The organism is Streptomyces sp. NPDC033165, from assembly GCF_055577965.1.
The window spans coordinates 656558-669610 of the sequence record NZ_JBVIPK010000003.1 but is presented as its reverse complement, the minus strand read 5'-3'; the positions used below and the strand labels follow the sequence as shown (position 1 = coordinate 669610).

The 13053-nt window shown below is 69.7% G+C and carries 10 protein-coding genes, 1 tRNA gene and 2 pseudogenes; 6 read left to right on the top strand and 7 right to left on the bottom strand.

The window, feature by feature from the left end; genetic code table 11:
* Window position 1 precedes the first annotated feature (1 nt).
* The 5 genes and pseudogenes from ACZ5WC_RS10935 to ACZ5WC_RS10915 all read right to left on the bottom strand — a co-directional run bounded on the left by ACZ5WC_RS10935 (window position 2) and on the right by ACZ5WC_RS10915 (window position 4744).
* Window positions 2-346 carry a rhodanese-like domain-containing protein gene (locus ACZ5WC_RS10935; protein WP_468540463.1) on the bottom strand — a complete coding sequence of 115 codons (345 nt, stop codon included), beginning with the start codon at window positions 344-346 and terminating at the stop codon, window positions 2-4.
* Window positions 347-392: 46 nt separating this feature from the next.
* Entirely contained in the window at window positions 393-1325 is a 933-nt protein-coding gene (locus ACZ5WC_RS10930; RefSeq protein WP_468540462.1) for a J domain-containing protein, read from the bottom strand.
* Window positions 1326-1460: 135 nt separating this feature from the next.
* The gene (locus ACZ5WC_RS10925; protein ID WP_468540556.1) at window positions 1461-2759 is read right to left on the bottom strand and encodes a DUF2252 domain-containing protein; all 1299 of its coding nucleotides are present in this window, start codon (window positions 2757-2759) and stop codon (window positions 1461-1463) included.
* A gap of 418 nt (window positions 2760-3177) precedes the next feature.
* Window positions 3178-4284 (bottom strand): ABC-2 transporter permease, encoded by a 1107-nt coding sequence (locus ACZ5WC_RS10920; protein ID WP_468540461.1) that lies wholly within the window; start codon window positions 4282-4284, stop codon window positions 3178-3180.
* Between the two features lie 58 nt (window positions 4285-4342).
* A pseudogene (locus ACZ5WC_RS10915) lies at window positions 4343-4744 on the bottom strand (winged helix-turn-helix transcriptional regulator).
* Here ACZ5WC_RS10915 and ACZ5WC_RS10910 point away from each other — a divergent pair.
* Window positions 4724-5324: pseudogene (locus tag ACZ5WC_RS10910) on the top strand (NAD(P)H-dependent oxidoreductase); the annotation flags it as partial. The pseudogenes ACZ5WC_RS10915 and ACZ5WC_RS10910 overlap by 21 nt on opposite strands.
* A gap of 220 nt (window positions 5325-5544) precedes the next feature.
* Here the strand turns inward: ACZ5WC_RS10910 and ACZ5WC_RS10905 are convergent.
* Window positions 5545-6336 carry a ScbR family autoregulator-binding transcription factor gene (locus ACZ5WC_RS10905; RefSeq protein ID WP_468540460.1) on the bottom strand — a complete coding sequence of 264 codons (792 nt, stop codon included), beginning with the start codon at window positions 6334-6336 and terminating at the stop codon, window positions 5545-5547.
* A 292-nt stretch (window positions 6337-6628) separates the two neighbouring features.
* A tRNA-Leu gene (locus ACZ5WC_RS10900) sits at window positions 6629-6711 on the bottom strand.
* Between the two features lie 317 nt (window positions 6712-7028).
* Here ACZ5WC_RS10900 and ACZ5WC_RS10895 point away from each other — a divergent pair.
* From ACZ5WC_RS10895 to ACZ5WC_RS10875, 5 genes are all read left to right on the top strand, one after another.
* Complete coding sequence (locus ACZ5WC_RS10895) at window positions 7029-7892, top strand: FhaA domain-containing protein (protein WP_468540459.1); 864 nt, start codon at window positions 7029-7031, stop codon at window positions 7890-7892.
* A gap of 10 nt (window positions 7893-7902) precedes the next feature.
* On the top strand, window positions 7903-8421 hold the full coding sequence (locus tag ACZ5WC_RS10890) for an FHA domain-containing protein FhaB/FipA (protein WP_096633008.1): 519 nt from the start codon (window positions 7903-7905) through the stop codon (window positions 8419-8421).
* 135 nt (window positions 8422-8556) lie between these two features.
* Complete coding sequence (locus ACZ5WC_RS10885; RefSeq protein ID WP_468540555.1) at window positions 8557-10056, top strand: Stp1/IreP family PP2C-type Ser/Thr phosphatase; 1500 nt, start codon at window positions 8557-8559, stop codon at window positions 10054-10056.
* Window positions 10057-10078: 22 nt separating this feature from the next.
* Window positions 10079-11479 carry an FtsW/RodA/SpoVE family cell cycle protein gene (locus ACZ5WC_RS10880; protein WP_468540458.1) on the top strand — a complete coding sequence of 467 codons (1401 nt, stop codon included), beginning with the start codon at window positions 10079-10081 and terminating at the stop codon, window positions 11477-11479.
* The gene (locus ACZ5WC_RS10875; protein ID WP_096633011.1) at window positions 11476-12933 is read left to right on the top strand and encodes a peptidoglycan D,D-transpeptidase FtsI family protein; all 1458 of its coding nucleotides are present in this window, start codon (window positions 11476-11478) and stop codon (window positions 12931-12933) included. The genes ACZ5WC_RS10880 and ACZ5WC_RS10875 overlap by 4 nt, the downstream gene beginning before the upstream one ends.
* Window positions 12934-13053: the final 120 nt, after the last annotated feature.

The window sequence follows — 13053 nt, the reverse complement described above, 5'->3', positions numbered from 1 at the left end:
CTCAGAGGACGAAGGCCGACGTCCCGTTGTCCGTGACCATGGGGCGGCCGGCGCCGTCCCACGCCTGCATGCCGCCGTCGATGTTCACCGCGTCGATGCCCTGCTGCGTCAGGTACTGGGTGACCTGGGCCGACCGCCCGCCGACCCGGCACATCACATGCACGCGCCGGCCGTCCTCGACGGCCTCGGTCAGCTCGCCGAACCGGCCCACGAAGTCGCTCATCGGGATGTGCAGCGCCCCCTCGACGTGACCGGCCGCCCACTCGTCGTTCTCGCGGACGTCCAGGACGAAGCCGTCCGACGGCACCTCCGCGGCGTTCACCGAGGGCAGCGGGGCGAAATTCATAGGTCATGCCTTCTCTCGTACGTACGCGGCAGAGTCACCCGGAACGCTACTGCACCATCTCCGCGAGCTCGGCCTCACGCCGGGACACCTCGCCCAGCAACTGCTCACCGATGTCCTCCAGCAGCTGGTCCGGATCGTCCGGGGCCATCCGGAGCATCGAGCCGATGGCGCTCTCCTCCAGCTCCTTGGCCAGCACCGTCAGCAGCTCCTTGCGCCTGCTGAGCCACTCCAGCCGGGCGTAGAGTTCCTCGCTCTCGCTCAGCGGGGCCGGCGGCTGCACGGGACCCGCCTCCCACTCCGCCACGAGCTCTTTGAGCAGCTCGACATCGCCGCGGCCGTAGGCGGCGTTCACCCGGGCGATGAACTCGTCACGGCGCGCCCGCTCCTGCTCGTCCTGGGCGAGGTCCGGGTGCGCCTTGCGAGCCAGATCCCGGTAGAGCTTGCGGGCCTCCTCGCTCGGCCTGACCCGCTTCGGCGGCCGGACCGGCTGCTCGGTGAGCATGGCCGCGGCCTCGGGGGACAGCCCGTCGGTGTCCATCCAGTCGTGGAACAGCTCGTCGACGCCGGGCATCGGCATGACGACCGCCCGCGCCTCGCGGGCCTTGCGCTGGTCCTCGGGGTCACCGGTGCGTGCGGCCCGCGCCTCGGCGATCAAGGCGTCCAGCTCGTCGAGGCGGGCGTACATCGGGCCGAGCTTCTGATGGTGCAGCCGGGAGAAGTTCTCGACCTCCACCCGGAAGGTCTCCACCGCGATCTCGAACTCGATCAACGCCTGCTCGGCGGCCTGCACCGCCTTGGCTAGGCGCGCCTCGGGGCGCGCAGCGGCGTCCTGCGGCTCGGCGGACTGCCCGGCGGCAGCATCCGCGCGGCCCGGCGCACCCTGCGCTTCCGGCGTGGGCTGCGGCGCGTCCGGCCGGTCGTTGTCCTGCCGGTCATCATCGTTCCGGGTGGGCGGCACCCCGGCGGCTTCGTGGGTCACCCGTCCAGCGTATGGCCACGCCCCGGCGGTCCGGCACACGCGGTGGGCCCCGGCCCGGAGCCCACCGCCTCAGGAAGCCACCAGGAGCCCGTCAGGGGCCCGTCAAGGACCGGCCAGGACCGCCTCAGGGACCCGTCATATACCGAACTCCGCGGCCAGCCGGCCCGCCTTGATCGCCCGCACCAGCTCGGCGTGATCCGCCTCCGTACGGTCGGCGTAGGTGACCGCGAAGGCCGCCACCGCCTCGTCGAGCTCGTCGTTCTTGCCGCAGTAGCCCGCCAGCAGACGGGGGTCGGCGCTGTGCGCGTGCGCCCGCGCGAGCAGGGCACCGGTCATCCGCCCGTAGTCGTCGACCTGGTCGGCGGCGAGCGCGGCGGGGTCCACGCTGCCCTTGCGGTTCCTGAACTGACGCACCTGGTACGGCCTGCCGTCGACGTCCGCCCAGCCGAGCAGTATGTCGCTGACGACCTGCATCCTCTTCTGCCCGAGCACCACCCGGCGGCCCTCGTGGTCCACCTGCGGAGCGTCGAAGCCGACCGCCGGAAGGTGGGGGGCGAGCACCGACGGACGCGCCTCCTTCACCTGGAGTACCAGCGGCTCGCTGCGGTGGTCGAGCAGCAGCACCACATACGACCGGGTGCCCACGCTGCCGGTGCCGACCACGCGGAAGGCCACGTCGTGGATCGCGTACCGGGCCAGCAGCGGCGCCCGGTCCTCGGAGACGGTGGAGAGATAGCCGCCGAGCCCGGCCGCCACTGCTGAGGCCTCGGCGTCCGGTACCCGGCGCAGCACGGGCGGGGCGTCGACGAAGCGGCGGCCGCCGTCTGGGCACTCCTCCGTGGACCGGGCCGCGAACCGGGCGCTGGTGTTGTTGCGGGCCTTCTCCGAGACCCGCTCCAGGGTGCCCGCCAGATCACGCGCGTCGGTGTGCGAGACGAGCTCCTCGTCCGCGATGGCGTTCCAGGCGTCGAGTGCGGGCAGCCGGGCCAGCAGCCGCATGGTGCGCCGGTAGGCGCCGACGGCGTCGTAGGCTCCCCGGCGGCAGGTGTCCTCGTCGGCCCCGGCCGCGCGGCCCGCGAGCACCAGGGAGGTGGCGAGCCGCTTGAGGTCCCACTCCCAGGGCCCGAACACGGTCTCGTCGAAGTCGTTCAGATCGATGACCAGGCTGCCACGAGCGTCGCCGTAGAGGCCGAAGTTGGCCGCGTGCGCGTCGCCGCAGAGCTGGGCGCCCACGCCGGTGACCGGGCTGCCCGTCAGGTCGTGGGCCATCAGCCCGGCCGCACCCCGCAGGAAGGCGAACGGGGTGGCCGCCATCCGCCCGACCCGTATCGGCGTCAGCCCCGGCACCCGGCCTCGGTTCGACTCCTCGACCGCCCGCACCGCGTCCGGCCGCCCCGGTGGCAGGGCAAGCGAGGCGTGCGCGGAACGCGGCACCCGGCCGCGGAGAGACTTGCCCGCCGCCTTCTGCGACAGCGATGCCCCGCGCCGGGCGAACCCGGGCACGACCGGAATGCGTAGATCCGCCCTCGCAGTTCGCTGTTCCGGCATCGTCGCCTCGGTTCCGCTCATGGAGCGTCGCCTCCCCCACCTCGTACGCACTCCGGCTGCCCGGCTCCCCGCCGGTCAGCGGCCCTGTCCACCAGCGACCGAGCACGACGGTACCGCCGTTCCCGCACACCCGCCCGGGCCTGTGGATAACTACGGACCACCCCGGTCCGGTCGGCCGCCTATCCGAAGCCGGTCCGAAGCCGGCCCGAAGCCGATCCCGATGCCGAGCGAGCGCGGGTCCGGCCCTGATCCGGCGCGGGTTCGGCCCTGATCCGGCGCGGGTCCGGCCCTGATCCGGCACAGATCAGACGCCGACCGCCTCCTCCAGCTCTTCCTCCAGCTCCCCGTCGGAGGGCCGGGACTTCCCGTCGGAGGGCCGCGCCGCCGTCTCCCGTACAGCAACGCCCCCGCCCCCGGACGGCTCCGCCCGCCTGCGCGCCTCGTCCAGTCCTGCGAGGCCCAGCACCGCCAGGCCCACGAGGAACCAGAGCACCAGGACAAGCACATGGCCGCCGAACGCGTACCCGTCGAAGTAGACGTGGCTGCGAACTCCTTCGAGGAAGCCCGCACCGTTCCAGAAGGCGTGCAGCGAACCGAAGAAGCCGGGCTGGAGCTCGGGGCGGAAGATGCCGCCGGAGCTGGTGAAGTTGAGCATGACGAACAGGACCATCACGCCGAGCGTCGTCCACCGCTTGAGGAAGGTGTGCAGCCCCACCCCGATCAACAGGATGCCCGCGGAGTAGAGCCAGGCCAGCGCCCACAGCACGGCGAGGCCGTGATCGACCAGCCCGAACAGCGGCCCCGCGAACACCGCGCCGATCAGGCTCACCACCAGCGAGGCACCCGCCACCAGCGCGGCCCTGGTCCGCAGCGGCAGGGCACCGCCCGCACCGCCGATCACGGCGACCGAGGCGTACGAGCCGATGCTGATCGCGACCAGCAGGAAGAAGATGCCCTGCCCGGTCGGATCACCGTCCGCGGTGGGCGCCACATTCACCACCTTCAGGGGCGCGCCCTGATCGGCCGCGACCCCGGTGAAGACCTTCTCCACGACGGTGGCGCTGGTGTCCGACGACGCGGTGGCCACCAGCAGTTCGGGGGCGGCGCCCGGTAGGTACGCCCCGTAGCTCGCCTGGGTCCTGAGGTGCTCCACCGCCGTGGAGCGGTCCGCCACGGTCCGCACGTTCAGAGCGCCGTCCGCCTTGTCCTGGAGGGACTGGGCCAGCACCCGCGCGCTCGGACCGGAGCCGACGACGTCCACGCGCAGATCGTGCGGCTGTGGGGCGTGGAAAGCCCCCAGGTAGGCGAGCCCCATGCCGACACACATCAGTAGGGGGGTGAGGAGGTGACCCAGCACATGGCGCAGCGTCCCTGCGGGGGCGCCCGGAGCGGTACGAGAGCCTGCGGGCATCTGAACGATCTCCCAATGGTTGGCTTCTACAACTATTTATTAGTTGTAGCATACATCTTTATTGCGGAGGGGACCTCCGTCGGTCACGCAGACAACGGATCGGGCGTCGTGAGCAGCCGGTGTCGGCCTCCGGCGCCAGGTAGGCGTCCGCCCACCGCCCGAGCTTCTTCAGTGCGGGCTCCATCGCGGCGGCGGCCTTGGTGAGGCGGTACGCGACGCGCAACGACAGATCTTCGTCAACCCGCGGATCACCAGAGCAGCCGCACCGGGTTCGGTCAGCCGATCCGAGAGCATGAGCTCGCTGATCTCGGGAATCGCGCGCCGCAGCTCGGCGAAGTACACCGGGCCACCGCAACAGCACGGAGACGATCGGGCTGGTCCAGCGCTTGCCGAACAGCTCGAAGAGGCGGCTGATCGCCACATCGACCCGCCGACAGTCCTGCTCGCCGTGATCCGTCATGCCCCCAGGGGCTCCGCCTCCCGCGATGTCACCGCGGTGTTCGTGGAGGCCTGACTCGAACAGCACCCGGACGGCACCGCCATCCATCGCGGACTTCGCCGCCGATTCCGCTGCCCCGCCTGAACGCCTACGCCGCGGCCGCGGGTGCCGATGGCCCGCTCCACCGGGAACTCGCCGACGAGCTCGCCGCGGCGGACGCCGCCCTGATCAAGTGCACCGATGTACAACTTCACGATCCCGTCCACCCTCATGGCCCGGCTGGACCAGGTGATCAAGGTGGGCCACAACGGGGCCTGGCTCTGCCATCACCGGCACCCCGGTGACCGTCGTCGCCAGTCGCGGTGGCTTGTACGCTCCGGGCACCCCACGCGAGAGCTTCGAATTTGTCCAGAATTACCTGGAGAAGCTGCTCACGATTACCTGGAGAACTGCTCACGGCAATGTTCTCGTCCAGGTGGACTTCATCGTTCCGGAGCTGACCCTCGCCCACTCACAGCCGTCGATGGCCGAGCTGATTCCGCTCGCCGAGGCCTCCCGCGCCAAGGCGTTCACCGACGCCCGGGAGCAGGCCAAGGCCCTCGGCCTCGCCGCCTCGCCGCCTGAGAACCCAACGCGAAGCCCAACACGGGGGCCGATGCGAAGCCCAATACGAGGGCCGATGCGGAGCCCAACGCGAACAGGACCGCGAAGCTCCTACGAGCTCCGCGGCCCTGCCGCACGATGATCATGACGAATCGGGTGTTTCACGTGAAACACAGCACGCCTCACGAACGTGAAACGCGGCACGCCCTACGGGCTGATCAGGCGAGCCCTCCGGCCGCCACACCCGCGCCCTTCGCGTTGTCAGCAGCGGCAACGGCAGCGGCGGCCGTACGACCGGCCTCCTGCTCCCGTAGCTCCCGCGCCTCCCGCTCCCGCACCTCTTGCGCCGTCCGGGCCTCCTCCGCCTCCCGAGCCTCGCGCTCCGCCTGTTCGCGCGCCTGGGCCGCCAGGTCCACCCGGCCCTCCGGCTTGATGTGGGCGATGACACCGGGGTGGGCGATCGACGGCAGGATGTGGCGCCACATCTCCGCCACCTGCTCGCGCAGGTCAGCGCGACCGGTGTCGGCCTCCGAGACCAGCTGAATGCCGGTGAACGAGGCGACGATGATCTTGGCCGACACCATCGGGTCGATCTGGGGGAACACCTCGCCGCGCTCCTGCCCCAGCTCCAGCATCCGGGCCGTCGCGTCGATCCAGTCACCCCACGGGTGCGGGCCGCCGAGGAAGACGCCCTCGATGGACAGCCTCGTACCGGCGCGGGCCATCGCGTTGTGGCGCAGAGCGAAGGCGAACTGCTGACCGCCGTCCACCAGGGACTGGAGGGGGGAGCCCTCCTGCGAGAACTCCACCGTCGAGGTCTGCTCGTCCATGATCGCCTGCGCGATCGCTTCCTTGGAGGCGAAGTGGAAGTACAGCGCCCCCTTGGTCACCTTGGCACGGCGGAGAATCTCCGAGATGGCGGCACGCTCGTAGCCGTAGTCGTCGAAGACACTCGCCGCGGCGTCCACGATCGACCGCCACGTCTGGACCGCGCGAGCCTGCTTCGCCATTTCCTGCCTCCGGGACGTTCTGTGCGGCTCAGCCCTGCACCGCCGAGCCGCCGTCGATCCAACCTCTGCATTCAGCGTAAGCAAGCGCGCCGTTGCACCGGCCATCGGTCTGTCCGGAAACCGCGCCCCCACGGGCGGGCCACCGACCGCACCCCTCCCCTATCGGGCTGTCCGTACCCCGCCCGCCCGTCAAAAACACAGACGCCCCGGAACAACGAAGAACCCCCGCTCCGGATCTCTCCGAAGCGGGGGCCTATCGAATCAACTTCGCAGTCACGAGTGACTGCTGTTGTGCGCGAGGGGGGATTTGAACCCCCACGTCCCTAAGGACACTGGCACCTGAAGCCAGCGCGTCTGCCGTTCCGCCACTCGCGCATGAGTGGTGTTTTCAGACTCTCTCACCGTGTGGTGCGAGCGCCTGGCGACATCCGGAAGATTAGCACGCTGGACAGGGTGGATTCACATCCGTTGTTTCACCCCGGCCTCCGGACGCGAAGCGGGAACCCCGAGCCGCCGCCCCCACTCCTCCAGAGTGTGTCCCGGGTGCGGGACACTGTGAGGAGGCCACCTCTACGATCCGTGTGAGGGGTGACACTCATCCACAGGCCAGACAAGGGGAACCAGCCGATTTCCCGACGCGTGGATACGATCAGTAAGCAGTACAGGGACGATGACACCGGAGGAGGTGCCCCATGGGGGTCATGAAGCGTTTCGAGCAGCGCCTCGAAGGGCTGGTCAACGGCACCTTCGCCAAGGTCTTCAAGTCCGAGGTACAGCCGGTCGAGATCGCGGGCGCCCTCCAGCGGGAGTGCGACAACAACGCGACGATCTGGAACCGCGAGCGGACTGTCGTCCCCAATGACTTCATCGTCGAGCTCAGCACACCCGACTACGAGCGGCTCAGCCCGTACTCGGGCCAGCTGGGCGACGAACTGTCCGGCCTGGTGCGTGACTACGCCAAGCAGCAGCGCTACACCTTCATGGGACCGATCAAGGTCCACCTGGAGAAGGCCGACGACCTCGACACCGGCCTCTACCGGGTGCGCAGCCGCACCCTGGCGTCGAGCTCGTCACAGCTGGACCAGCCCGGCCACGGCCAGCCCCAGCGCCCCGCCCCCGGGCGGCCCGCCGCGCCGCAGGCTCCTGGCGGCTACGGCTACCCCCCGACCGCCGCTCCGCCGATGCCCGCGGCCCCGCCGCCCGGTGCCGGACGGCCCTCGGGTCCCACGACCGACCGGCGCCCGCCCACCACGCCCGGCCCCCTGCCGGACACGCAGACGCGGCGCTGGATCGAGATCAACGGCACCCGCCATCAGATCTCCCGCCCGACGCTGGTGCTGGGACGCAGCACCGACGCCGACGTGCGGATCGACGACCCCGGCGTATCGCGCCGGCACTGTGAGATCCGGACCGGAACGCCCTCGACGATCCAGGATCTCGGGTCTACCAACGGCATCGTGGTAGACGGGCAGCACACCACCCGCGCTACGCTCCGCGACGGCTCGCGGATCGTCGTGGGCAGCACCACCATCGTTTACCGGCAAGCCGAAGGGTGAAGCGGGGGCAATGTCAGAGCTGACCCTGACGGTCATGCGGCTAGGTTTCCTGGCTGTTCTGTGGCTGTTCGTCATCGTGGCCGTCCAGGTCATCCGCAGCGACCTGTTCGGAACGCGCGTCACGCAGCGCGGCTCACGCCGCACTGCCGCCGACGCTCGCCCTCAGCAGGGCCGCACACAACAACAGGCGGCGCCGCCCCAGCAGCGCCAGCAGCCCGGTCGGCAGCGCCGCGGGGCACCCACGAAGCTGGTCGTGTCCGAAGGCACGCTCACGGGCACGACGGTCGCGCTCCAGGGCCAGACCATCACCCTGGGCCGGGCCCACGATTCGACCATCGTGCTGGACGACGACTACGCGTCCAGCAGGCATGCCAGGATCTACCCGGACCGTGACGGCCAGTGGATCGTCGAGGATCTCGGGTCCACCAACGGCACGTATCTGGACCGGACCCGGCTCACCACCCCGACACCAGTTCCGCTGGGCGCGCCGATCCGTATCGGCAAGACCGTCATCGAGCTGCGGAAGTAGTACGACAATGAGCGAGCGGAGCGAGCGAGCCGCGGCGGCCTGGACGACGGACGCCGGCCGGTTCCCGACCGGAGGGTGGGCAGTGTGGCTCGAGACAGGCTGTACCCCGAGGCGGAGTCGACGGGGCAGGTGCGCATGAGTCTGTCGCTGCGCTTCGCCGCCGGGTCGCACAAAGGCATGATCCGCGAGGGCAACGAGGACTCCGGCTATGCCGGACCCCGGCTCCTCGCCATCGCCGACGGCATGGGCGGTCAGGCGGCCGGGGAGGTCGCCAGTTCCGAGGTGATCTCCACGCTCGTCCAGCTCGACGACGACGTACCAGGTTCCGACCTCCTGACCTCGCTGGGCACCGCGGTCCAGCAGGCCAACGACCAGCTGCGTGTCATGGTCGAGGAGGACCCCCAGCTGGAGGGCATGGGCACCACGCTCACCGCCCTGCTCTGGACCGGCCAGCGACTCGGGCTGGTCCACGTCGGCGACTCCCGCGCCTATCTGCTGCGCGACGGCGTCCTGACACAGATCACCCAGGACCACACCTGGGTACAGCGTCTCGTCGACGAGGGCCGGATCACCGAGGAAGAGGCCACCACCCACCCCCAGCGCTCCCTGCTGATGCGGGCGCTGGGCAGCGGCGACCATGTCGAGCCGGACCTCTCCATCCGCGAAGTCCGCGCCGGCGACCGCTACCTGATCTGTTCCGACGGCCTCTCCGGCGTCGTCTCCCACCAGACGATGGAAGAGACCCTGGCCAGCTACCAGGGCCCGCAGGAGACCATCCAGGAGCTGATCCAGCTCGCTCTGCGCGGCGGCGGCCCCGACAACATCACCTGCATCGTGGCCGACGTCCTGGACGTCGACAGCAACGACACCCTGGCCGGCCAGCTCAACGACACCCCGGTCGTCGTCGGCGCGGTCGCCGAGAACCAGGCCCAGCTGGGCGACGGCGGGGCCATGCAGACGCCCGCCGGACGCGCGGCCGGCCTCGGCCGCCCCACCCCCCCGCCCGCCGGCGGCTTCGGCCCGCCCGGCAGCGGCGACGCCGGCTACGACGGCATGCCGGACGGCCCCTACGACGCCTACACGGACGACGACTACGTCAAGCGGGGCGGCGGCCGCAAATGGTTCAAGCGGTCCGTCTACATCGTGCTCGCGCTGGCCGTGATCGGCGGCGGACTGTACGGCGGCTTCCGCTGGACGCAGACCCAGTACTACGTCGGCACACAGAACGAGAACGTGGCGCTGTTCCGGGGCATCAGCCAGGACCTCGCCTGGGTCTCGCTCTCGAAGGTCGAGAAGGACCACCCCGAGATCGAGCTCAAGTACCTGCCGCCCTACCAGCGCAAGCAGGTCGAGGCGACCATCGCCGAGGGCAGCCTCAAGGACGCCCGCGAGAAGGTCGCCGAGCTCGCCACCCAGGCCTCCGCCTGCAAGAAGGACGCGCAGCGCCGCGCGGCCGAGGCCGAGAACCGGGCCCGTACCGGCGAGGGCGAGGCCGGCGGCACCGCCGGTGCTCCCGCCACCAGGACTTCCGCCACGTTCTCCGCCAAGGGGACCAAGTCGACCACAGCTCCCACTCCCGGCCCCAGCCTCTCGGAGGAAGAGAAGAAGCTGGTACCGCAGTGCGGTAAGCAGTAAGCCGTAGGGGGCCTTCAGCACCATGAGCGTTGTCACCAATACGACCACCATCGGCGCGATCGACGCACCGAGCCGCCGCAACACCGAGCTGGCGCTCGTCATCTTCGCCGTCGCCATCTCGGTGTTCGCCTACGCCAACGTGGGGCTCGCCCTCAACGGCGAACTGCCCTCGGGGATGCTCGGCTACGGGGCGGGGCTCGCGCTGCTCGGCGGGGTGGCCCACCTCGTGGTACGGAGGTTCGCCAAGTACGCCGATCCGTTGCTGCTGCCGCTGGCAACACTGCTGAACGGGCTGGGGCTGGCGCTCATCTGGCGCCTGGACCAGTCGGAACGGCTGCTCAACCACCCCAACTTCGCGCCCGCCGCATCCAAACAGCTGCTTTTCTCGGCGATGGGGGTCGCCCTCTTCGTCGGGGTGCTGATCCTGCTCAAGGACCACCGCATCCTCCAGCGCTACACCTACATCTCCATGGTGGTGGCGCTCATCCTGCTGATCCTGCCGATGTTCTTCCCGCCGCAGTTCGGCGCGCGGATCTGGATCACCATCCCGGGGATCGGCTCCCTCCAGCCCGGCGAGTTCGCGAAGATCGTCATCGCGATCTTCTTCTCCGGCTATCTGATGGTGAAGCGCGACGCCCTGGCTCTGGCCAGCCGCCGCTTCATGGGGCTTTACCTGCCCCGCGGGCGTGACCTCGGACCGATCCTGGCCATCTGGGCGATGTCGATCCTGATCCTCGTCTTCGAGACGGACCTCGGCACCTCGCTCCTCTTCTTCGGCATGTTCGTCGTCATGCTCTACGTGGCGACCGAGCGCACCAGCTGGATCGTCTTCGGCCTGACCATGTCGGCCGTGGGCGCCGTCAGTGTGGCCTCCTTCGAGCCGCACGTGCAGGACCGCGTCACCGCCTGGCTCGACCCGTTCGCCGGCTGGGGCACGCATGCCGCCAGTGAGCAGATGGCTCAGGTGCTGATGTCCTTCGGTTCCGGCGGGACGCTCGGCACCGGGCTCGGCCAGGGCCACTCCGACCTGATCCTGTTCGCGGCCAACACGGACTTCATCCTCGCCACCGTGGGCGAGGAGCTCGGCCTCGCCGGCGTGATGGCCTTCCTCCTGCTGTACGGCCTGATCATCGAGCGCGGTGTACGCACCGCGCTGGCCGCCCGCGACCCGTTCGGCAAGCTGCTGGCCATCGGGCTCTCCGGTGCCTTCGCGATCCAGGTCTTCGTCGTCGCCGGTGGGGTCATGGGCCTCATCCCGCTCACCGGTATGACGATGCCCTTCCTCGCCGCCGGCGGTTCGTCCGTGCTCGCCAACTGGGCTCTGATCGCCATCCTGATCCGGATCAGCGACACCGCCCGACGGCCGGCGCCCGCCCCCGCCCCGTCCACGGACGCCGAGATGACCCAGGTGGTCCGACCGTGAACAAGCCCCTGCGCCGGATCGCGATCTTCTGCGGCATCCTCATCCTCGCCCTTCTCATCCGGGACAACTGGCTCCAGTACGTCCGTGCCGATGAGCTGAACAGCCACAAGTACAACCGCCGCGTCGAGATCGAGCGGTACGCCCACGAGCGCGGCGACATCATCGTCGACGGCAAGGCGATCACCGGCTCCGTCGAGACCGAGGACAGCGACTTCACGTACAAGCGGGTCTGGAAGGACGGCCCCCTGTGGGCCCCCGTGACCGGCTACTCCTCGCAGGCCTTCGGCTCCTCGCAGCTGGAGAACCTTGAGGACGGCATCCTGACCGGCAACAGCGACCAGCTGTTCTTCGACCGGACGCTGTCGATGTTCACGGGAGACAAGAAGCGCGGCGGCAACGTCGTCACCACCCTCAACGGCGACGCTCAGAAGGCCGCCTTCGAGGGGCTCGGAAAGAAGAAGGGCGCGGTCGTCGCCCTTGATCCGAAGACGGGCGCCATCCTCGCTCTCGCCAGCACCCCCTCCTACGACCCCTCGGTCTTCGCCGGGAACTCGTTCAAGGACTCGGACGACCGGCAGCAGCTCCTGAAGGACAAGGACAAGCCGATGCTCAACCGGGCATTGCGCGAGACCTACCCCCCGGGCTCCACCTTCAAGGTCGTCACCGCCGCCGCCGCCCTGGAGAACGGGCTCTACGACGACATCGACGCCAAGACCGACTCGCCGCTGCCCTGGACCCTGCCGCAGTCCACCGTCCAGCTGAAGAACGAGGGCAGCATCCCCTGCAAGGACGCCTCGCTGCGGGAGGCCCTGCGCTGGTCCTGCAACACCGTCTTCGGGAAGATCAGCGACGACCTCGGCAACCAGAAGATGATCGAGCAGACGGACAAGTTCGGTTTCAACAAGGAAGTCTTCACGCCCGTCCGCGCCGACGCGAGCATCTACCCCGAGGACAACAGGCCGCAGAACGCCATGGCGGGCATCGGCCAGGCGTCCAACCGCACCACCCCGCTCCAGATGGCCATGGTGGCCGCGGCCATCGCCAACGACGGCAAGCTGATGGATCCGTACATGGTCGCCGAGCGTCAGGCGCCCAACCTGGACCCGGTCTACACCCACGAGCCCGAAGAGCTCAGCCGCGCGCTCTCCGGTGAGAACGCCCAGAAGGTCCAGCAGATGATGGAGACCGTCGTCAACGACGGCACGGGAACCAACGCGCAGATCCCCGGCGTCACAGTGGGCGGCAAGACCGGTACCGCACAGCACGGTCTGAACAACAGCGAGAAGCCGTACGCCTGGTTCATCTCGTACGCGAAGACCGACAACGGCTCCCCGGTCGCCGTCGCCGTCGTGGTCGAGGACGGCAACGCCAACCGGGACGACATCTCCGGTGGCGGGCTGGCCGCCCCGATCGCGAAGGACGTGATGAAGGCGGTCATCGACAGCAAGAAGTGAGACCCGTCACGGCGGCCGTCCATCCATACCGGACATCGCATACCGGTCGGATATCGGCTGACGGGTGCGGGCTGATCACATCACCGGTGCCCGGTAGCGTATGCGCGAACAGCGCACCGC